17 protein-coding genes and 3 pseudogenes are annotated in these 20,087 nt (G+C 65.5%); 16 read left to right on the forward strand and 4 right to left on the reverse strand.

Features of this window, described 5'->3' with window-relative positions; translation table 11 throughout:
* Nucleotides 1-199: 199 nt before the first annotated feature.
* Nucleotides 200-1,045 carry a hypothetical protein gene (locus ACFY10_RS27495; protein WP_390667861.1) on the reverse strand — a complete coding sequence of 282 codons (846 nt, stop codon included), beginning with the start codon at nucleotides 1,043-1,045 and terminating at the stop codon, nucleotides 200-202.
* Nucleotides 1,045-2,373, reverse strand: a complete 1,329-nt coding sequence (eccE, locus tag ACFY10_RS27500) for a type VII secretion protein EccE (RefSeq protein ID WP_390667862.1) — start codon at nucleotides 2,371-2,373, stop codon at nucleotides 1,045-1,047. The genes ACFY10_RS27495 and eccE overlap by 1 nt, the downstream gene beginning before the upstream one ends.
* A 435-nt stretch (nucleotides 2,374-2,808) precedes the next feature.
* On the opposite strand from eccE, the gene eccB reads away from it, so the two are divergent.
* From eccB to ACFY10_RS27550, 10 genes are all read left to right on the forward strand, one after another.
* Nucleotides 2,809-4,383 carry a type VII secretion protein EccB gene (gene eccB, locus ACFY10_RS27505; protein ID WP_390667863.1) on the forward strand — a complete coding sequence of 525 codons (1,575 nt, stop codon included), beginning with the start codon at nucleotides 2,809-2,811 and terminating at the stop codon, nucleotides 4,381-4,383.
* A 260-nt stretch (nucleotides 4,384-4,643) separates the two neighbouring features.
* Nucleotides 4,644-4,955, forward strand: a complete 312-nt coding sequence (locus tag ACFY10_RS27510) for a WXG100 family type VII secretion target (protein ID WP_030944974.1) — start codon at nucleotides 4,644-4,646, stop codon at nucleotides 4,953-4,955.
* 87 nt (nucleotides 4,956-5,042) lie between these two features.
* Nucleotides 5,043-5,333: a WXG100 family type VII secretion target gene (locus ACFY10_RS27515; RefSeq protein WP_275776768.1), complete on the forward strand. Its 291-nt coding sequence runs from the start codon at nucleotides 5,043-5,045 to the stop codon at nucleotides 5,331-5,333.
* A 276-nt stretch (nucleotides 5,334-5,609) separates the two neighbouring features.
* The gene (gene mycP / locus ACFY10_RS27520) at nucleotides 5,610-6,827 is read left to right on the forward strand and encodes a type VII secretion-associated serine protease mycosin (RefSeq protein ID WP_390667864.1); all 1,218 of its coding nucleotides are present in this window, start codon (nucleotides 5,610-5,612) and stop codon (nucleotides 6,825-6,827) included.
* Nucleotides 6,828-6,920: 93 nt separating this feature from the next.
* Nucleotides 6,921-7,262: a hypothetical protein gene (locus ACFY10_RS27525; RefSeq protein ID WP_390667865.1), complete on the forward strand. Its 342-nt coding sequence runs from the start codon at nucleotides 6,921-6,923 to the stop codon at nucleotides 7,260-7,262.
* Nucleotides 7,263-7,303: 41 nt separating this feature from the next.
* Nucleotides 7,304-8,725 carry a hypothetical protein gene (locus tag ACFY10_RS27530; protein ID WP_390667866.1) on the forward strand — a complete coding sequence of 474 codons (1,422 nt, stop codon included), beginning with the start codon at nucleotides 7,304-7,306 and terminating at the stop codon, nucleotides 8,723-8,725.
* Between the two features lie 89 nt (nucleotides 8,726-8,814).
* The gene (mycP, locus tag ACFY10_RS27535) at nucleotides 8,815-10,158 is read left to right on the forward strand and encodes a type VII secretion-associated serine protease mycosin (protein ID WP_390667867.1); all 1,344 of its coding nucleotides are present in this window, start codon (nucleotides 8,815-8,817) and stop codon (nucleotides 10,156-10,158) included.
* 183 nt (nucleotides 10,159-10,341) lie between these two features.
* Complete coding sequence (locus tag ACFY10_RS27540) at nucleotides 10,342-10,680, forward strand: hypothetical protein (protein ID WP_390667868.1); 339 nt, start codon at nucleotides 10,342-10,344, stop codon at nucleotides 10,678-10,680.
* Nucleotides 10,677-11,801 (forward strand): WXG100 family type VII secretion target, encoded by a 1,125-nt coding sequence (locus ACFY10_RS27545; RefSeq protein ID WP_390667869.1) that lies wholly within the window; start codon nucleotides 10,677-10,679, stop codon nucleotides 11,799-11,801. Before ACFY10_RS27540 ends, ACFY10_RS27545 begins: the two co-directional genes overlap by 4 nt.
* A 74-nt stretch (nucleotides 11,802-11,875) precedes the next feature.
* Complete coding sequence (locus tag ACFY10_RS27550; RefSeq protein ID WP_390667870.1) at nucleotides 11,876-13,213, forward strand: hypothetical protein; 1,338 nt, start codon at nucleotides 11,876-11,878, stop codon at nucleotides 13,211-13,213.
* A gap of 144 nt (nucleotides 13,214-13,357) precedes the next feature.
* Here ACFY10_RS27550 and ACFY10_RS27555 read toward each other — a convergent pair.
* A pseudogene (locus tag ACFY10_RS27555) lies at nucleotides 13,358-13,900 on the reverse strand (transposase); the annotation flags it as partial.
* A 23-nt stretch (nucleotides 13,901-13,923) separates the two neighbouring features.
* Here ACFY10_RS27555 and ACFY10_RS27560 point away from each other — a divergent pair.
* From ACFY10_RS27560 to ACFY10_RS27575, 4 genes are all read left to right on the forward strand, one after another.
* A complete protein-coding gene (locus ACFY10_RS27560) occupies nucleotides 13,924-14,427 on the forward strand; it encodes a hypothetical protein (RefSeq protein WP_390667871.1) in 504 nt (167 codons plus the stop codon).
* 11 nt (nucleotides 14,428-14,438) lie between these two features.
* Nucleotides 14,439-15,053, forward strand: a complete 615-nt coding sequence (locus tag ACFY10_RS27565) for a hypothetical protein (RefSeq protein ID WP_390667872.1) — start codon at nucleotides 14,439-14,441, stop codon at nucleotides 15,051-15,053.
* An 847-nt stretch (nucleotides 15,054-15,900) separates the two neighbouring features.
* Nucleotides 15,901-16,527, forward strand: a complete 627-nt coding sequence (locus ACFY10_RS27570) for a hypothetical protein (RefSeq protein WP_390667873.1) — start codon at nucleotides 15,901-15,903, stop codon at nucleotides 16,525-16,527.
* The gene (locus ACFY10_RS27575; RefSeq protein WP_390667874.1) at nucleotides 16,524-17,075 is read left to right on the forward strand and encodes a hypothetical protein; all 552 of its coding nucleotides are present in this window, start codon (nucleotides 16,524-16,526) and stop codon (nucleotides 17,073-17,075) included. Before ACFY10_RS27570 ends, ACFY10_RS27575 begins: the two co-directional genes overlap by 4 nt.
* A 152-nt stretch (nucleotides 17,076-17,227) precedes the next feature.
* Here ACFY10_RS27575 and ACFY10_RS27580 read toward each other — a convergent pair.
* Nucleotides 17,228-17,356: pseudogene (locus ACFY10_RS27580) on the reverse strand (ATP-binding protein); the annotation flags it as partial.
* A 401-nt stretch (nucleotides 17,357-17,757) separates the two neighbouring features.
* Here ACFY10_RS27580 and ACFY10_RS27585 point away from each other — a divergent pair.
* Both ACFY10_RS27585 and ACFY10_RS27590 read left to right on the forward strand, forming a co-directional pair.
* Nucleotides 17,758-17,880: pseudogene (locus ACFY10_RS27585) on the forward strand (hypothetical protein); the annotation flags it as partial.
* 226 nt (nucleotides 17,881-18,106) lie between these two features.
* Nucleotides 18,107-19,585, forward strand: a complete 1,479-nt coding sequence (locus ACFY10_RS27590) for a hypothetical protein (RefSeq protein WP_390667875.1) — start codon at nucleotides 18,107-18,109, stop codon at nucleotides 19,583-19,585.
* Nucleotides 19,586-20,087 lie beyond the last annotated feature (502 nt).

The raw sequence follows: 20,087 nt of genomic DNA on the forward strand, positions 1-20,087 counted from the left end.
CACTGCTGCTGAGCTGGTCGTCGTCGCGGTCGGGCGGACCGAGTGGCGAGTCCCACGCGACTGCGATCGTCACCGCACCACCAGAAGCCTAATCACTCACATGGCGGGACGGAAAAGCCCCCATGGGTGCGAACTCAACAGCCCCAAGGGTGCGGCCGGTTCGCCCCGTTCGCACCCTTCCCCCGGTGACGACGACGCGTCAGTCCATCCGTCGGGCCACGCCGAGCAGGCCCGTCTCCGCATCGGTGGGTTCGGTCATGACGAACTTGTGGTGCTTGCGGGTGCACCACAGGGCGGCACCGTCGTGCAGCGTCGGCAGGTGCTGCAGATGCTCGTTCGGGACGCCCAGGGTGTCGCGTACGACCTCGGTCTCCTGCGGCGAGATGCGCTGGATCCCGACCAGCTGGGCCTGAGACAGCCAGCGCGGCGCGTGCTCGCTGACGTACGGCAGCACCGTCACCACGGCCTGCCACGGCACTGAGGTCACCCGACCGCGCGGCGGACGGACGCCGCAGTCCCGGATCAGCACCACCGGACTCGACACGGACGGCCCCTGCGCGGGCACCCGCCCCACCGGATAGACGGTCACGCATTGCTGGCCGCCGCCGGCCGCCTGGGCCAGCTGCTGCCAGACCTGCGGACGGCCGGTCTCGACGCCCACGCGCGCGCCCGTCGCGGCGGCGCGCAGCGCCAGCACCTGGGCGAGCCACAGACCACCCACGAGGACGACGTCGAAGGCGGTCGGCCGGGACAGGCCCAGCACGGCCGGCTGCGAGTCGGGGTCGGTGCCGATGAGTACGCCGTCGTCACCGATCGGCATGCTGATCGCCGCGAGCTCGTCGGCGCTGACGACATGGCGGTTGCGGCGCGGCCCGCGCAGCCCGAACCCCGGGCTGACGATGCGCCGTTGCTGCTGCGGGGTCTCCGGCTGCCGGATGATCGGGATCATGCCGGTGTCGGTCGGCGAGGCCACGTGGGCCGGCGTCGCACGACCGGGGGTGCTGCCCTGTTGTCCCGGCGGCATGGTCTGAGCGGGGTATGACATCAGTAGGTACCTCCGAGCGGCAGGGTGGCGAGAGCTCCGGGGACCTGCTCCCGGTCGAGACGGACCAGACCGGCCTTCGCGGCACTGGCGGCCCGTTCCAACTCCCGTCCCACCTGGCCGAGTTCACTGTCACCGCGCGCGGTGACACGGATGTGCCCGGTGAGCGAGACACCCCGGTTGCCGGCCTTGCTCAGGGTCATGCTGAACGTCGTGGCGAGCACCGGCAGCGAGGTGAACCGCGTGACCAGCTCGGGCAGCGCAACGCCGCCCTGCCCCAACTGCGGCCAACGGGACACCCAGTACGTCGTGTGCCAGCGGTCGTCGACCCGCCAGGTCTTCACCGCCTCGACCGTACGGCGCTGGGGCGCGCGGCCTTCCTGAGCGCGCTGCGCGTTGGCCCGCGGGTTCAGACAGCTGGACGTCGCGAGCGCCTGCACCAGCTCGTTCTCGTCCAGGATGGTCGCCTTGAAACCGGCGCCGGCCAGCCGGCTGGAGAGCTGGTCCGCCACCCGCACCAGCGCCTTCTGCGCCCCGGGAACACCGTCCCCGCGTGCCTGCACCGCCTCCGGGCACAGCTCCGGGTCGAGCTTGAGGGCGACCCAGGTGAGCCGCAGCGCGGGCGAGCCGACCGCAGCCTGCAGGGGGCCGTACGACCGCGCGGCGAGCGACTGCTGGGGCAGATGCGGCGCGGGCGCCGGCTGGGTGTGCTGCACGACCTGCGCGGAGGCGAGCCGGATGCCGTCGACCTCCAGGGCGTCCTGGACCAGCTTCAGCGGCAGTTGCCGATGGGCGGCCGCGGGGCGCAGCGGCTCGTCGGCCGGCTGCACGAAGAGGACGGCGGTCAGAAAGGTGCCGTCGCCGATCATGCCGATCTGGCGGTTGTCACGGGAGACGAAGGCGTACGTCCGCAGGGCCGGGTCGCACTCCACGACCGGGGCGAGCATCGCGTCCGTCCCGGGCGGTACCGGCAGCTTGGTGTCGCGGCGGCGCTGCCGCAGGGCGCGCGTCGTCTCGTACCACTCGGGCAGCGGGCGCCGGGCCCGCCGCAGGACCGCCAGGAGCAGCAGCAGCGCCGCCACCACACCGGCCGGAACCAGCAGCCACTTCACATCGGCGGCCCAGGCGGCGAGCATGACCGCTGCCGCGAGCTCCACCAGGATGAGCTGCTGCAGCCGCACCGGACCCAGCCCGCCGGGGCGGGGCAGCGTGCGCGGCGACGCGGCGGTGGGGGCGGGTGCAGCCGGCGTGGCTGACGTTCGTCTGCCGCCCGGGCCACCCTGTTGCTGCTGTGCGCGGCGTCCGCGCCGAGTGCTCGTAGCGCTGGTCATCCCCCGGGACATCCCTTTCGCGAAATATGTGGCCGCTCACTGGGCCGCTCACTGGGCCCACAACATCCATGTGGGCGGCTCACGGTACCCGCTGCGCAACACGAGGCGACACACGGGACACCGAAACCCCAGGTGGCCAGCCTGTCACGGACCGACCCCCCATGGTGGAGCGCTGTGGTGAAGCTCTGTGAAGATGCGGGGTCGGCCGCCCACCTGGTGAACCGTCGCCCCGTGGCGCAGGGCATAGTAGGTGCCTGCGCGACTGAAGTGCCTTTGAAGCGCCTTTGAAGTGCCTTGCGAGTACGGGCGATTCGGGCGACTTCGGGTCATTCGGGCACGGTGGGGCTGTGGCCTGCCGGGCAGGGTCGGGCGTCACCGCTCGATCGAGATCGGGCAGTGCAAATCGAGTAGTACAAAACGGGAGAAACGGGGACCATGGCCAAGCGTCAGGACGAGCTCGCCGCCTACAACTTCGCTCGCAAGCGCACCGTCGCGGCGTTCCTGGCGCCGTCGCCGGGCGGCTCGGAAGAAGGCGCACCGCGTCCCATGCGTACGGTGACGCCCAGCCTGGCGCTCGGCGTCGTCCTGGTGATCGGCTTCATCGCCTACGGTGTGATCAAGCCGACGGCGCCGGCGGGCTGGGACAAGCCCGGCGAGTACATCATCGTCGACAGCGACTCCACGACGCGCTACGTCGTCATCAACGACAAGACGTCGAGCGGCAAGAAGGTCGCGACGCTGCACCCAGTCCTCAACTACGCCTCCGCCAAGCTCCTCCTCGACAAGGGCAAGGGCAGCGTCCTCGAGGTCCCCGGCAGCGAGATCGACAAGAGCAGCATCCCGCACGGCGCGACGATCGGTATCCCGTACGCCCCGGACCGGCTGCCGTCCGCGAGCGACGCGGAGAAGGCGAAGACGTGGGCGGTGTGCGAGCGGCCGGCGCCGGGGGGAACGGCCGACGCCATTGACCGTGCGGTCTTCGTTCTTGACGCGGCAGACGCCAAGACGCTGGACAACTCGGGCAAGGTCAACTCCGGTCAGGTCCTGTATGTCAAGGACAGCAAGACCGGTGCGCGCTACCTGGTCGACAGCAAAGGGAACCGTTTCCTGCTGGGGGGAAAGGATCTCGGCCCGACGACCATGGCGCAGCTGCTCTCGGCCGTCATCGGCCAGTCGGCCGATCCGCAACCGGTGAGCCAGGAGTGGCTTGCCACCCTCAACGACGCCGGAGCCATCACCTTCCCGACCGTCACAGGCGCGGGTAGTACGACCTTGGCCAAGGGCCTGCCCGCCGGGGCGACCACGGTGGGCCAGGTGCTGGAGTCGGAGGACGCGGCGGGCAAGCAGTACTGGGTCGTCCTCAAGGACAAGGTCGCCTCCATCACGCCATTCGTCGCGGAGCTGCTCAAGCAGTCGCCCCAGGCTCAGGCGGCCGCCGCCAAGGTCCCCCAGAACGTCATCATCGCGGCCAACGGCGGCTCGGCGGAGAGGTTCTACGGAGGCAAGGACTGGCCGAAGGACGTCCCCCACCAGGCCAACCCTGCGACCACGGCGACCGGCCAGCCCCGTACCACTTCGTGCAGCGTCTACAACGGCGCCTTCGGCGCGGACAAGAAGCCGCAGCTGGCCGCCTGGGCCGGAACGACGTACCCCAAGAAGGTCGTCTCCGACTCGGTGAGCGCCTACGTCTCGTCCGGCTCGGGACTCCTCTTCAAGGAGCTCACCGGCGTGGCGGGCGGCGGCGGTGCGCAGTACCTGCTGACGGACACGGGCCTGCGGTACTCGCTGCCGTCGAACAACGACAGCCAGGCGAAGGGAAGCGGCAGCGGTTCGTCTGCGTCCTCCTCGGACGGCTCGTCGCAGAATGCGAGCGAGACGGACAAGGCGCGCACACGGCTGGGCTACGGGGACATCACCAACATCGCGCTCGTGCCGCAGACTTGGGCGACATTCATCCCCAAGGGCCCGACGCTGGACACGGGCAGCGCGTCGCAGGAACAGAGCCAGTGACCTGAGAACTCCTGTCGGTGGGCGGCGGCGGTTGGAGCCGCCGCCCCGCCAACGGGCAGACAGGCGGGCGGACTTGAGCGCGCACGCCCTGTTGATCACAAGATGATCGCTCAAGTGTGTGAGCCGTGTAACTGATTGGTCTTGCCTGTGGATGTGCGACAGGCTGACGATAGAGTGTTTGCAGCGCTCAACGGTGCGAAGCTTCTCCGGGCACCAACGCAGGTTTCCCGGATCAACGACGACATGGGGGAAGGTTCAACATGGCCGGCCAGTTCCGGGTAACAGAGGACGAACTCACCAAGCTCTCCGGTGACATCAGCACTGCCAACGGCCAGCTGCAGGGCGAGATCCGCCGTCTGAACGGCGTCATCGAGCAGATCGCCGGCGGCTGGAAGGGCCAGGCGGCCACGTCCTACCACCAGCTGCAGGAGCGCTGGAACCAGGACGCGAAGAAGATGAGCGACATCCTCAACGACATCAAGGAAGCCGTGGACTCCACGCGGAGCAACTACTCCGCGTCGGAAGAGCAGCAGAACTCCGAGATCAGCAAGATCATGTCGGACTTCGGCTGAGCCGATTCCCTGGCTCGGACCGATCCACCGAGCCCACTGATCCTGATCGATCCCGAACGACTTCCTAACGACTCTTCCTGAAAGGGAATGACGATGTCGATCCTCGTCAATTACGCAACCATCACCAACGCCTCCACGGACGTGCGTACGACCGCCGGCCGCATCAAGCAGCAGCTCGACGACCTCGAGGCCGCGGTCAAGCGCGTCGCCAGCACCTGGGAAGGCGAGGCGCAGGAGGGCTACCAGCGCAAGCAGACCGAGTGGGACAAGACCGCTCAGGACCTGCACAACACCCTCCTGAAGATCTCCACGGCGCTGCAGAGCGCGGCCGAGAGCTACCAGGCCACGGAGAAGAGCAACGCCTCGACCTGGGGCTGAGCCAGTCGGCGACCCGAGGCACCTGAGGGACCTGAGATGAAGAGAATCGGCCCAGCCGACGCCACGGTGTCGACTGGGCCGAGCTCTGCTTCGGGGTCGTACACAGCAAATCCCGCAAATCTTCACATCCGTTTATTGGTACGTCCGTCACCGGTACGTCGAGGAAGCCCTGGGGGCCTGGACATGAGGGGCCTGAACGTGGAGGGCCGCAGAGCCCGTTCGCGTAGCCGCAACGACCGCAACAGTGGAACCCGCGCACTGCAGCGGGTTTTTGGCGTGCTTGCGGCGAGTGGGCTGTGCGTGGTGTCGGCGCCGCCGGCATTCGCTTCCGACAGCCCTGCCTCCGGCGGCGCGAAGTTCGGCCTGGCAGCGAGCACGGAATGCGTCTTCGGCGGCGACGTCATCAAGTCCACGCCCTGGTCGCTCCAGCGGGTTCTCCTGGACCAGCTGTGGGGGCAGGCGACGGGCAAGGGCGTCACGGTTGCGGTGATCGATACGGGTGTGGACAGCTCGAACCCGCAGCTCAGCGGCGCCATGGCCTCCGGCAGTAAGTCCTTCGTCGGCGGCTCCGGCACCCAGGACCTCGAAGGCCACGGCACTCGGGTCGCGGGCATCATCGCGGCCCGCCCGCTGAAGGGCACCGGCTTCGAGGGCATCGCCCCCAACGCCAAAATCCTCTCCTTCCGCTACGCGGGCGGAGAGAACAAGAAGGGCGACGCCGGGACCATGTCTCAGGCGATCCGTGCTGCAATCGCCGCGCGCGCGGACATCATCAACATCTCTTCGGACACGGCCAACAAAAGAACCGACCCGACGCTGGAGAGCGCCGTGACGGCGGCCGTGAACTCGGGGGCCTTGGTCGTGGCGGCCGCCGGCAACGACGGAGCCGACGGCAAGTCCGCGGACACGTACCCCGCCGCGTACCCGGGCGTGCTGGCGGTGGCGGCCTCCGACCGCAACGACGAACGCGCCTACTTCTCCCAGTCGGGAGACTTCGTGGACGTCGCGGCTCCGGGCGTCGACATGGTTTCTACGGTCCCGAAGAGCGGCCAGTGCTCGGCGGACGGGACGAGTTTCGCGGCCCCGTACGTCGCGGGCGTCGCGGCCCTGCTGAAGGAGAAGCACTCGGGCTGGAACGCAGATCAGATCGCCACGCGCATCGAGGAAACGGCTCAGCGCCCGGGCCGCGGCCCCAACCGCTACACCGGGTGGGGCGTGATCGACCCGGTGGCCGCGTTGTCGGACGACTCGACACCGGGCACCTCGCCGACGCCGGATCCGGCAGTGAAGACCGGGTCTGGCGGGGTTGTTCCCATGGCTGTGACCATGGGGGAGAGCGAGGCGGAGCGGGAGCGCCGGACAGCCATTTATGTGCTGGGGACGGGGCTTGCGTTGGTGCTCGTGGTTGCGGGGAGTGGGGTGGCTGTGCGGGACTGGCGTAGTCGGCGGGTAGGAAGAGCTGAGCGGGTTGGGCGCGTTGGTCGGGCTGGGTAGTCGGGTTAGCCGACCGGATCGGCCGACGCGGGCGATGACTTGGGCACCGAGCGGTGCTGACAATTTGAGGTACAGGGGAGAGGACAACGGGGTATGAGCGACGGAATGCGGGTTGATCTGAGCGCGCTTGATGAGGTCATCAGGCGCCTTTGGACGCTGCTGGACGACATGGATGAGGCGGGGAAGACGTCGAGGTATCGTACGGATATTTCGATGAAGGCGTTTGGTGCGGCAGGCACCTTCCAAGAGGCGTCTGACCTTTTCCATGCTCACAAGGATGCGAAGGACGACCTCGAAGACGCCATCGCGGGGCTGCACGGATTGATTACCAGGTTCGGCAAGAGCACCTCCAAGGTCAGGGACAAGTACACCGAGCAGGAATACGCGAACAGGCAGCAGATGGGCGGCGACTCGGGAAATAGATCATTCGAGTAAGTAGCCCGATCGAGAATCACTGACTGAGGGAGGGTTCGCCAATGACTGATGGCAAAGAGATGCAGAAGCCGCCGGTGCTTGATCAGGGAATGTGCTATTCGGGGCGCCCTGAGACGAAGACGGATTTCATTGAGTTTCCGCTGGTGAAGCTCAAGGCGATGCTCGCTGACGCCGATCCGGAAGCGGTCAAGACCACGGGTGAGAACTGGGGAATGGTCCACGACATCCTCGTCGGCGGTAAGGGCGACAGCCTTGGGATCGCCGGTGCGCTCGACAAGGCGGTCAAGGAGGTTCTGGAGCACTGGGGAGGGGATGCGGCAACGGCCTTTTCGAAAGAGGCTGCCAAGGTATCGACCAGCATCCGGAACGCAGCTTGGCAGGCTGACCTCAACAGGTCCCAGATGGCTGACGCCAGTACGCAGTTGCGGATCGCCAAGACTGTAGTGGATCACCTTGAGGAACCGGGCGTCTTGGAAAAAGGCCTCGATGACTTGACCGAGATTACAACCGACGGATCCAACGCCAACGCGGCGCTTGCGAAAGGCGACAAGAGCGCCGCGCAAATCGCCGACGAATATGAGAGTGATATCGGTTCCAGCAGGTACGTGCAACTGAAGGCCGTCGGGGCTATGGAGACCCTCGGGGCCAACTACATGCGAGTCACGCGGAACCTGCAGAACAATAAGATCCGAACGGGCGACGATGGCCACATCAAAGACCCGAACCGTGAAGTGGAGTACCCGCCACCTGTCGTCTCGCCCGGTGCGGGTGCGTCCCGTCCAAGCGGTTCGACATCGGGTAATAAGCCGTGGAGTGCAGGCCAGACCGCTGGCATCAAGCCAGCCCCGACAGTGCCCCGTGCCCCGGGCATCACGGGAGGCACGCAGCTTCCGACGACCAAGACGAGTCTCCCTTCGACCGGGACGAATGTGGACAGCATCTCCACCGGTATGACAGGGACAGGTCCCGGCACCAGTGCGGGCGTACCCGGTGGCAGTGGCAACTTCGGTGTCAGCGGATCCCAGGGTTCCGGTGTCGTGGCTCCTGGCGGAACGTCTGGTTTGGGCGGCGGCGTCGGATTTGCTGGCGGTCGCGGTGGCGTGACCGGTACTGGCGCGGCTGGCCGCGCCGCCGGAGGGCGAGCAGGTATGGGTGGCATGGGTGGCGGGGGCCTCGGCGCAGCTGGCCGAGGTGGTGCCAGCGCTGGCGGTCGTGGAGCCCTCGCGAGGGCCCGTGGCGGTGTGGTCGGGGCGGCCAAGGGAGTCGGCAAGGGTGCCGGTGGCGGTGCAGGCTTGCACGGCAGCCGGGGCGGCACCCAGGCTGGCGCAGCTGGGGCGGGTGGCAAGGACCGCCGCAAGAAGGAGAACAGCCAGGGCGACCGCCCCGACTACTTGGTCGAGGACGAAGAGACCTGGATCTCGGAAGAGGACCGCAACCGGAACGTCCCGCGAACCATCGAGTAGGTACGTTGGCGAGCCGCACGGAGGAACCGTGCGGCTCGCTCGTATGAAGGCTGGCGGAACCAGCCGTTGTTGAGTGAGGAGCAAAGAACATGGGTGCCAAGCGAGTCTGGTCCACGACGGGGGTTGTGGCGTTGACAGGAGCCTTGCTCCTCACTTCAGCCCCGATTGCCTCGGCCGATTACGTTCGGGACCAGCAGTGGGTCCTGGATGCCTACAAGATGGACGCAACTTGGGCGTTGACTCAGGGTGAGGGAGTCACCGTTGCCGTCGTCGACTCAGGTGTCGATGGCAGTCACCCTGACCTGACTGGTCAAGTCCTCCAAGGGAAGGACTTCACCGGAGGGGGAAATGCTCAGAAGGATGTGGCCGGACATGGCACCGGCATGGCGAGCTTGATTGCTGGCCATGGCCATGGTGCGGGAAATAAAGCGGGCATGGTGGGGCTCGCGCCGAAAGCAAAAATTCTTCCGCTGCGCGTTCTTCAGAACAAGGATGATGATTTCGAGGACGACACTTGGGCCAAGGCTGTGCGATATGCCGTGGACAACGGCGCGAAGGTCATCAACCTTTCTCTCAGCGGAGGAAGAGGCGGTAGGACTCTCACTAGTGGCCGCGAGGCAATCGCGTATGCCCAAGCACACGACGTCGTAGTTGTTGCGGCTGCGGGTAATGAAGGAGGGTTCACCGTTGATGAGCCGGCAGCTCTGCCGGGTGTAGTCTCTGTCGGCGCCGTAGACAAGGACGGGAACCTCTGGGACGAATCCAATACTGGAAAGGGATTGGCCCTTGTTGCTCCAGGCGTTGAGATCGTCTCTGCGAACAAGAATCGGTCCGACGGATATAGCTTGGACAGCGGAACTTCGGACGCCACGGCTTATGTTTCCGCTGCGGCAGCCCTTGTCCGGGCCAAGTATCCTGACCTCACCGCAGGCCAGGTAATCAACCGCCTCATCAAGTCAGCTTCATTCCTTCAGCACAAGGGATTGAAGGCCCCTGATCGCGAATACGGTTACGGCATCCTCCGCCCCAACAAGGCCCTCACGATGGACATCCCCAAGGGTTCCAAGGAAGGCCCCTTGGGGCAGCTCCCGTCCAGCACAGAGTCAAAGGCCGGCAGCGCCACCGAAGGCAACGAAGACGGCTCAACTCAGGCCAAGGAGCAGGACTCTTCAAGCCGCCTGCCCATCCCCCTCATCATCGGTGGCATCGCGGCGGTAGTAGTGATCGGCGGCATCATCTTCGCGGTGATGCGCAGCCGAGGTAACCGCGGCAACGGCGGCCCCGGCTCCGGCGGTGGAGGCTCCCAGTACCCAACGTACCCGCCTGCCCAGCAGCCGTACCCCAACTCCGCTCCGAACCAGGGGTACCCCGCTCCTCCAGGTCAGCAGCACCCGAACCCCTACGCCCAACAGCCCCCGCACCAGGGGCAGTAGGCGTAGCTGACCGTCCAGCGGCGGCAGGAGTGTTTGGCCATAGCGATCCTCGTATTCTTGGTGGTGCTCCGCCCTGTTATCGGATTGACCCATGGCCTACACAGTCGAGGCGGAGGTCGCTCAGCGAGTGATGGTCTTCGCACCGTGCTCTGCGGCCTGTACACCCCCAAGATGAGGACTGAAATGGCTGATGACGGAACCTCGTATTACGAGCCTGGAGCGGGCAGGGAATTGGCCCGCAAGTTTGAGTTGCAGGCATACGACCTGAGGTCCTACCTCAAGAAATTCGAGGAGCAGACAGGAGAAGAAGCCATAACCGACGGATTCGGTGTCCTGACCGAATCGGAGGAAGTCACCTCCGCCTACATCTCTTACTCTGCGGATGTTGCCAGCGCCATGAAGGTCGTGCATGAGCACTTGGACAAGATTGCCGACGCTTTGCGGAAGGTGAACAGGGACACCGAGGTCACCGACGACGACCTCGCAGTCCTCTTCGGGAAGCACGAGGGCGGCGACCGGTGAGCGGAAACGAGTCCGCGGCCGAAGAGATCATCGAACTCGGCATTGAAATCATCAATCCCGGTGGTCGCCCGGATGTGTTGAAAGACGCGGCCAAGGCGTGGCGAACGCTTAAGTCGGATGTCGAGGGCCTGGTCAAGGATCTAGACAAAGATGTCAAAAGAACCGTCGGGCACACCTGGCGCGGTGAGGCAGCCAATGCATTCCAGGCTCATTGGAACGAATTTGCTGCTGCCGTCCTGGATGCAACGGATGACTTCGACAAAGCGGCCAAGGGCCTCGAGGATGCTGCTGAGAGCATTGAACAGGTCAATGATGAGATCCACGATATCTATACGGAGATCGGGATTTCCATCGGCGTCTCGGTGGGTATGTCGTTCCTCACGCTGGGTGTCTCGGCAGCGGCCGGTACAGCGCGAGTCACCATGTTGGTCACAAGGGCTCTCGATGCCGCGGGCCGCCTGGGCAGGCTCCTGCGGGCGATCAGCACAGCGTTCCGGGCTCTGTATAACTCAGGAAGGGCAGGGAAACTCCTCGCCGATGGGTTGTTGAACTGGGCGGGTGGCACTGCCGGCGGCATGGTTACCAGCAAGGTCAGCGGCAATGGTTGGGAAGTCGGCACCAACATGGTCGGAGGCCTGGCGGGCGCGACGGTCGGGACCGCCGCAGGCAAGGGCGTGACCGCGCTGGGTGGCGGGGACATCCTCAGCGGGGTGGCTGGCGGTGCGGCAGGAGGGATGTCGGGAGACTACCTGGACTCGTTGCGCACGGGTGACGATTTCGACATCAGGCAGAGCCTCGTCACTGGTGTCACCGGAGGCGCAGCCGGTGGAATCGGTGGCGGAGCAAGGGTCGTCGACAGGGGACTTGACGACATGGCCCGAGGTCTGAGGAACGATAATGACTTCGCCTACAGCGGGGATCGGCCGGAGCACCAACAGGCCGGAATTGACGCCGCCTTTGGTGCCGCCACTCCTATAGCAGGGGGCGTTTCCGCGAACACCGCGAAGGACGGGTTCGATGGAGTGGACAAGAGTTCTGGAGAGGCGCAGAAGGCCGCCGAGCGGGGCGTTGAGGGGAACCACGCGTCGGCAACGGACCGGATTCGCGAGGATTTCGGCTGATGATGCATGGGGAAGTGACTCGTACGCCATTCAAGGTGTCCCCTAGGATTGGCGCGTGGTGTGCGGGGCTGGGAGTGACTGCAGCGACGTCCGTGCTCGGGCTGTGGCTGTTCGGTTCCGACCCAGAGCTGCGGCGGCAGCTGGTACTGGTCTCCCTTGGCTTTGCGCTCGTCTGTGTAGTGGCGATCGCGCTCCAGCAACGGTCGTCAGGGGGTTGGCGGCCGCTCGACGAGGTCGCCGCGGCTGCGGTCTCTGAGGCGGTCGAGGATGCGCATGGCTCGGTCCTGGAGCCGCTCTCTATGCCGCGGACCATCCCTTCGAGACGAGGTCGGCAGCTTCGAAGCCTTGCCTGGGTGATCGGGATCTCCACTGTGTTGCTGGGGGTTATCGCCCTGACTGTAGGAACACCGCAGAGGCCGGTGAAGGTGGAGCGTCTCCATTCGGCCGGAGCCGAGTTCGGAGTCGCGAGGGCGGAAAAGATCAGCGATGTGCGTAGAAAGTCCTCCCGAGGCACTGACCCCTATGTGTCGACCGTCGTCGTCCAACTGCCCGTCGAAGCCGATGGCGAGACCGTGTCGGCAACGGTCGAAGCCACGACGAACGAGCCGTTGAGTCCCGGTGACCAGGTGGAGGTGCTGTATGCGCCTGCCCAGCCGCGCCTCGGGGCACTGGCAGGGAACGAGCGCAGTCTTGGTTGGAAACTGCGTGGGGAAACGATGCCCGCGTACATGCGCTGGTTGTTCGTCGCTGCTACGGTTCTCAGTTGGTTCCTGGCCGTGAATCATCTGTCAGTCAAACATGGTTTTCGTTCGTTCTCTCAACTAGGCAAGAAGGACAAGGCTATTCGGGGAAGCTACACCCGAATTGGCGGACATTTCGACACGGCAGGGCGGGGATCGCCGCTCAAGGGGAAGCATCTGGAGATCCAAACAGACGCCGGATGGGTGCGCTTCTACACTGATGCAGGCAAGGGCGGTCTACCCGAGGCGATGGAGGGTCAGCAGCTTTGGCTGTGCTGGGATGCGCATCGGGGAGCGCGGGGCTGGCGGATTTCTCCGCGCGCAACCCCTGCGGCGTTGGTATTCGACACCGGCTTGGTCGTGCACGGAATGATGAGTGTCGACCAGGCGCGGTCGTTCAACGACAGTGGTGTCTCCATTGAGAAGCTCAGCCCTGTTCCTGGACAGGGCCAGCCGCTCCGAGTATTTGATCCTCGCTCCCAGTGGCCTCTTTTCCTCGAGTCCCTAGAATTGCAGATCTGTGTGGTCGTCATAGCTTGTGCCGCGCTGTTGACGTTCGATGTGGCGACTGGTTGGCGATGGGCGGCGGGAATTGTCGGTTTCCTCGGAGTGACCGCGGCCTGTGGATCCTATTTGGGCCAGGATGCCCCTAAGAAGCGAGTCGCGGGATAGCTGTTGATCAAGTTCGTCCTTGCTCTCCCGTCGCGAGGGATTGAAGACGCTGAGTCTATCCCAATACCCGGATTGGGCCATGATGACCATGCCGTTTGGCAAAATTCCAAGAATTGCCAGTCCGGGGGGCCTCTATGTCTTTCGTCAAGCGAGGCGTGGGGTTCTCGGTTCGTAGAAGGTCCCGTCGCGGAGCATCGCGAACAGCACGTTGATCCGCTGGCGGGCCAGGCGGAGAAGTGCCTGGGTGTGGGTCTTTCCGCGGGCCCGGCATCGGTCGTAGTAGGTGAGGGAGGCGGGATCGTGCAGGGCGGCGAATGCGGACAGGAACATCGCGCGTTTGAGCTGTCGGTTGCCGCCTCGGGGCGCGTGTTCGCCGTGGAGCGAGGTTCCCGAAGACTTGGTCGTGGGGGCGAGGCCAGCGTAGGGGGCGAGGTGGGCGGCGGTGGGGAACCTGGTGCCGTCGCCGACGGTGACCAGCAAGGTGGCGGCGGTCCTGACCGCGACCCCCGGAATCGAGGTCAGGACCGCGGAAAGAGGGTGAGGCTCCAGCAGGGCCTGGATCTGGGCCTCCAGGGCTCGTCGTTGTTCGTGGACGGCGGCGAGCGAGCGGGCCAGGGACGGGATCACGATGTCGAGGGTGCCGGTTCCCGGGACCACGGCGGTTTGTTCGTCGAGCGCGTCGAAGACCTCGTTGACCCCACATCCTGGGCATGCTGGAGAAGCAGGGCGTCATCCATGTCTCCATCGGTGCCCATCCCGAGGAGGACGGCTCCGCATTCATGGTGTCCGTGCTGACGGTTGCCGAACAGCCGCTTGAGGGGATCAAGCCTGCGCTCGCGCTCGCCGGGGCACTCGACGCGCTGGGCGCAGGAGGTGCCACCGAAGCCACCATGGTCGACCTGCCCTGTGGGCCGGCCCTGCTCACCGATGGGATAGAGCGCGCTCCGGCGCCGCCCGCCCGTGAGGGTGCGGACCCCAACGATGCCGAGGACCGCGTCTGGCGCGGCACCGTTCTGATCCCCAACCGTACGGGATCATCGGTCTACCTCATGCAGCTCACCACGGCCGCGCTGGCCTACGAGGCCGAGTACCGGGAGATCTTGCTGGCCATGGCCCACACCGTTACGTTCGATGACCCAGAAGGGCCGAGTCCGGCCCTGGCGACCGCTCGACAACGAGCACTCGAGGATGACATGCGAGAGACATTCGGATGAGTCGGAATCACTTGTCGACCGACGGCCCGCAGACGCCCCCGCTTTCGGGAAACGCCCTGGATGATCCACGGATGCTGGAAATCTGCCGATCGCTTCGCGTGCGACTGTGGATACGCCTGGCGCTGATAGTCCTCATCGCTGCCGCCGCCGGGCTGCTCATCGCCCTGGGCTTCGGCCCGGTCAGGTTTGTACCCGTCCTCGTGTGGATTCTCTGCTTGGTGATGCTTCAAGTCATCATCGCCAATTTCCGCTGGTTGCGGCGTATCGAGCGAGTCCTTCGTGTCTATCCGTGGGAACAGCGGCCGGGCGTCCGTCGCCTCGACGTAATCGAACGACGACCCCGGAGTCCGCATGTCGTCAAGATGTCTCATGGCTCCGGGCGTTGGTCCCCAGAGCTGGTCATGAGCCCGGTGATACGTCACCGCACGTGGGAAGGGGACATGGCCTCGGCCATCTGGTTCGCGGGCGACGAACGCTTCGGCGGAATTGTCGCGATCCCCGGTGGTGAAGCCCCGATGTTCACCAAGCCCCGACAATGGGAGCAGCTGGAGTCTCGCAGGGCAAAGGCTGACGCTGACGCCTTGGACCGCGCCCAGCGCGCCGGGATCGACCGGAAGAAGTGGTGAGAGACAGTTGTGTGGCTGGCGAGGCTGTCGAGCGCATCGGCAAACTGTCTGATTACAAAGCCCTCACGATGAATATTCCCTAGGGGTCCAAGGGGAATCCCGTCGGTCATATCCAGTTGGCCGACGATGCATCCGCGGACAATGACCGCTCGGCAAAACAGGCTGAGAGCAGGAAGGGATCCACATCAATGGGCGCCATCGTCCTTCTCATCGGCGTTATCGGCCTCGGAGCCGTCATCGCCGCCGTCGTTGTCTTCGCCGTGACCCGTAGCCGCCGTAATTCGGCGAACGGCGGCCCCATCAACGGGCCTTACCCCCAGACCATGGGGTACCCGCCCCAGCAAGCAATGCCCCCGGCCGCTCAACCCCCGTACCCCGCCCCTGCTCCCAACCAGCCGTACGGGTACTCCGCTCCTCCTGCACAGCCTCCGCAGAACCCCAATCCCTACACCCAGCAGCCCCCGTACGGGCAGTGAGACGTTTCGGTGACTACCCGACACATTGGCGTGCAGCAAGTGGTTGTAAAGAGTAGGTATAACCCTATCCATGGGCTACTCACGTAGATAAGTGACCTCTTTCAGGTCGGTCACCGATCGAGGGAAGGCCGGGTCCGACAGATCCCAAATTCCTTTGCAGGCCAGAGACTCGTGAAACTGTGAAACCGGCGGCACCCTTCCGCCCGCTCTTCATCTCGCGGACGCGCACCGAGACATCCGTCGCGGGGTGGCCCGTACGCGGGCACCCCTGATTCGGCGAAGCTGGCGCCGACACCGTGCAGCGAGCCGCGAGCGTGCGCGGACGAGGCGGCCATGGGTCAACGACCTCGGATAAGGACAGAACCCCCTTCATGGACAACCCGCCCAAGGCGCCCGACATTGCGCAGGTACTCAAACACAACCGGACCCTCCTGTACCGGCACATTGCCACTCGCCTAGCGCTCGCCGTGATCCTTTTCGTCGTGCCGATCGTGGCGCGTCTGGGTGGCTGGGATGCTGCCCTGCCCGCTTTCTGTGCCCCTGCCGCCCTGCTCGTGTTGATCTTCCTCGTCCTCCGGCTGCGGCATGGGTCGCGGTTCAAGGTGTGCGAGAAGGTGCTGCACACCTACCCCTTGGAGTACCGCACGCGTGTGTCCAAGAAGGACACCGAGTGGAAGTACCTGGGCGATGTACACACCGTCCGGCTGTCGGTGCGCGGGCAGCACGGCGCTCCTTCTCTGCGTGCGATCAACGCCTCGACAGTGCGCCGCTGGCCGAAGGAGGTCGAGGAGGGAGGGGCCTGGTTCGCAGGTGACCTGGCCTTTGGCGGCGTCATGATCGTGCCGGGGAGCAACGACATGCTCTTCGTGCAGCCCGCGGACTGGGACAAGTACGAGCAGGAGCGCGCCCAAGCCGACCCGCGGCGCAGGGCCCTTGCCGAACAAGCCGGTATCTCCGGGCTGTTGGAGAAGGAGCCGAGGATCTTGGTGCACGGATGATGCGTGTATTCGGCTGGGTGTGTGGCGTCGTCCTCGCCCTCGTGACAGCCTTCTGGTGCGTCACCGCGACTGCCGACCTTGCCTTGTCCGCAGGCGTCTACGGCACCCCTGGCACATACAAGGTGGACACCTGCGTCAACACCAGCAACACCCGTAAGAACTCCAACTACGACTGCTACGGGGACTTCACGCGGGACGGCGGCACAGCCGCCGACGCCGTCTACGTACACCTCAAAGACACCGGGCACGACTACCCGGACGGCACCGAGTTCGATGCACGGCGGGGGCTGGAGCCCCACACGATTCAGCGGGTCGGGTTCTGGGGCATCGTGGGCGAACTCTGGCAGGTTTCGGTCTGCGTGGCCGTCCTCGGATGCCTCGCGTACCAAGCGATCAAGCCACGGGGAGCGTCCCAGCGCCGGGAATCCCATAGCCGGCAGCCCTCGAGGCGTCAGCGGGTCGCCGACCGGATGGGCTATGCCGTCATCGTCGCGATCCCCGTGGGCATCCTGAGCTGGATCGCCATGGCCGCGGAGCCGACCCCCTAATCGCGGATGCGCTCTGCGACAGTTCGGAGCAGGCCGTGATCACTGACGAGTGCCACGGCCAGGCCAGGCCAGCACTATCTTCGAACGTCAGCGGCCCGGGGGATTGCTTGCGAGTACCGGATGGCCGACTCCCGCTGACCTTGCCACACGACCTACGCGGCAATGATCTCGCACCACACGCACTTGCCCCGGTTGCCGTTCCTGGCCAGCGGCTGCCAGCCCCATACGTCGGCGCAGGCGCGGACCAGTGCGAGACCTCGGCCTTCCTCCGCTTCGACCAAGTCGTTTGTGGGGTTCCCTCCTTCCGCCTACACCACTGAGCAGTTGCAGACGTGGCTGGCCACGGGGCAGCGGCCCAAGAAGCCGTTCTGAGCCCATGAGCGATCCGGTATCGCAGGCTGAGGACGGGTTGCGGCGGACCTGCCGACCATGACCAGCGCCGGGCTTGTAGTCGTAGTAGTCGGCGGACACTTCAGATCGTCCTGGATTCAGGAGTCCAGGGGCAGCCAGGGCAGGGCGGTTCGCCAGGCGTCGTCGGGTGCCCAGCTCTTGGCCACGGTGGCGGCGAGGTCGTGGCCGCGCATGCCCCGTCAGGAGCAGGAGTAGTTCGGCCCGGTGTTCTGCCGGTAGGTCGCCATCATCTGCCCGCCGCCCCGCGAGTTCTCTCTACGCGTACGACGCCGAACTCCACCTCACCCAGGTCACCGCTCCAGACGGGCTCACCTGGAGCTACGAGTTCGACCACCGGCCGCAGTGCGCAGCCCGGAGGAGAGTGCCCCGCCGTGCGGCCCCCTGCCGCTTCTGATCACAGTTTCTGCACGGGAGCCCCATAGAAGCCAGTAAGGACTGCGTTAGCCAAGGTCATAAGGTGTTGCCTGAACATAAGGGGAGGGTAAGTCGGGCAATGTGAGTGCCGCTCAATGAGCCTGCACGCATCGCCCATTGAGGCCCGGGTGAGTCACCCGGGCCTATGTCACGTGTGGCTGGACCGCATCGTGCCCTTCATCCGAATGACCGCATGAGAGGTAGCCATGTCCTATTCGACGCCGCCACCGGGAGGCCCGGGGCACGCCGGTCCGTACGGGGCACCAGTCCAGCAGCAAGGGTGGTATCCGCCACCGCCGCCACCGCCTGACAACTCTGGCGATGGCAAGGGGCTGAAGCGCGTCGTGATCGGGCTGCTGGTCCTGGCTGTGGTGGCCGTCTTCGCAGTCGGTGGGCTGGCTCTCTACAAGGCTGTTGGCGGGGGCTCGCTGCCCGGCGCCCAGGACGGCGGCGACGAGGCACAGCAGATCTTGAGCTCGGACGAGATCGACACGTTGCTCAACGGCCGCACGAATGCCTTGAAGAGCGGAGACGAAGACGAGTTCCTGAAGCCGTTCGTCGGCGCGGCAAAGGACAAGCAGCGCAAGATCTTCGAGAATCTGCGGAAGGTTCCTTTCGCGGAGAGCAAGTACATGGTGCTCCAGCAGACCGGCGACGGTTCGGATGAGTACGGCTCCGATGTGAAGCTCGCGCTGGACGTGGCCTTCGTCCATCAGATCAAGGGCGTTGACGTTCGACCGGTCTCCGAGTGGTATCGGTGGACGGTCGAGAAGCAGTCCGACTCGGCCCCGCCGCGCATCAGTGAGGTGGGGGGATCTCCAGGCGCGAGCGCATTGGCCAACGCGGTCTACTATCCGGCCCCCTGGGACCTCTACGACGACATGTACGTCAAGCGTCAAGCGCACACCATCACGATCTCGGCCAAGAAGAACGCCGTTGACGCCGGCCGTTTCGCGCCCATCGTCGAGGAGAGCGCAGAGAAGGACATCGCGCTGTGGGGATCGAAGACGTCGTCGGTTCCCAACACCCCTGAGGGCTTCCTCGTCGTACTTGAGCCGAACCGTAAGACGTACTCGAGGCTGTACAACAACGACGGATCTGACGTGGGATGGGATGCTGGGCAAAGCGTGCCCATGCCCGCCTTCAACAACGGCAGCAGCGACAAAGATCGGCTCGAATACGGCGGCGCGCGCATCAAGATGGACACCTCGGCGGGCCAGTTCACTTCCTCCGCGTGGCGCAGGGGTGTCGGAGAGATCTCCCGCCATGAAATCACGCACGCTCTTGTTCAGCCGCAGGACCCTGGTGCCTACGGCCAGGACGAGAAGACGAGCATTCGGGCGTGGGTTGTCGAGGGATTTGCAGAGTACGTTTCCTATCGGTTCGACCCGACTCTGGGTGACCAGCGGGTGCGTGCTGACATGGCGGGGGAGGAGTTCGACGGCGAACTGCCCGGCCAGGACTTCTCATCGGCGGGCAACTCGGTCGGTGCGAACTACGCCCTCAGCTATCTGGCCAATCGTTTCATCGCGGAGAAGGGCGGCGAGGAAGCGCTCTTCGAGTTTGTCGTGGACCACTACAGGCATCCGACGAACCTCGACCAGCAGCTGCAGAAGGCAGTTGGCATGAACGAGAGCGAATTCCAGACCGCCTGGGCCCAGTACGTCAGGAGCAACATCCGATGAGCGCCAACGGACCTGTGCCGGGTTCCGGTCCCTACGGGCAGCAGCCCCCTCCACCCCAGCAGCCCCCCATGCCACCCCAGCAGGGCTACCAACCGCCGCAGGGATACGGCTATCCGCAACAGCCACCTTCGACACCGCCGGGACAGCCCGGCTACGGCTACCCGCAGCAGCCGTCCGCCGGCCCACCAGGGCAGCCCGGTTACGGCTATCCCCAACACTCGGTGCCCCCGCAGTATCCGATGGCTCCCCAGCCCGGTTACGGCCATCCACAGCAATACCCCGGAGCGCCCGTTCCGTCTGCGCGGCCGCGGAAGAAGAAGGCCGGGCTGATCGTGCTGCTCGTTGTCGCACTCGTCGTGCTCGGTGGGGCCGGAGGGGCCGCGTGGTACGTGTTGGCGAACTCGGCCACTGAGCTTCTTCGAGTTGGCCTCTGATCAGGTGACGGCTCAGGAGCGCAACGAGCGAGGCCCCCGAGCTGTTGATCGAGATGTCTGACGTCTCA

It is taken from the genome of Streptomyces sp. NPDC001401, assembly GCF_042895385.1.
In the GTDB taxonomy this organism is placed as follows: domain Bacteria; phylum Actinomycetota; class Actinomycetes; order Streptomycetales; family Streptomycetaceae; genus Streptomyces.

Coding starts and splice junctions, on each gene's coding strand:
- ACFY10_RS27495 (WP_390667861.1), bottom strand. CDS start 1,045: ATGTCATACCCCGCTCAGACCATGCCGCCGGGACAACAGGGCAGCACC.
- eccE (WP_390667862.1), bottom strand. CDS start 2,373: ATGACCAGCGCTACGAGCACTCGGCGCGGACGCCGCGCACAGCAGCAA.
- eccB (WP_390667863.1), top strand. CDS start 2,809: ATGGCCAAGCGTCAGGACGAGCTCGCCGCCTACAACTTCGCTCGCAAG.
- ACFY10_RS27510 (WP_030944974.1), top strand. CDS start 4,644: ATGGCCGGCCAGTTCCGGGTAACAGAGGACGAACTCACCAAGCTCTCC.
- ACFY10_RS27515 (WP_275776768.1), top strand. CDS start 5,043: ATGACGATGTCGATCCTCGTCAATTACGCAACCATCACCAACGCCTCC.
- ACFY10_RS27525 (WP_390667865.1), top strand. CDS start 6,921: ATGAGCGACGGAATGCGGGTTGATCTGAGCGCGCTTGATGAGGTCATC.
- ACFY10_RS27530 (WP_390667866.1), top strand. CDS start 7,304: ATGACTGATGGCAAAGAGATGCAGAAGCCGCCGGTGCTTGATCAGGGA.
- mycP (WP_390667867.1), top strand. CDS start 8,815: ATGGGTGCCAAGCGAGTCTGGTCCACGACGGGGGTTGTGGCGTTGACA.
- ACFY10_RS27540 (WP_390667868.1), top strand. CDS start 10,342: ATGGCTGATGACGGAACCTCGTATTACGAGCCTGGAGCGGGCAGGGAA.
- ACFY10_RS27560 (WP_390667871.1), top strand. CDS start 13,924: ATGCTGGAGAAGCAGGGCGTCATCCATGTCTCCATCGGTGCCCATCCC.
- ACFY10_RS27570 (WP_390667873.1), top strand. CDS start 15,901: ATGGACAACCCGCCCAAGGCGCCCGACATTGCGCAGGTACTCAAACAC.
- ACFY10_RS27575 (WP_390667874.1), top strand. CDS start 16,524: ATGATGCGTGTATTCGGCTGGGTGTGTGGCGTCGTCCTCGCCCTCGTG.
- ACFY10_RS27590 (WP_390667875.1), top strand. CDS start 18,107: ATGTCCTATTCGACGCCGCCACCGGGAGGCCCGGGGCACGCCGGTCCG.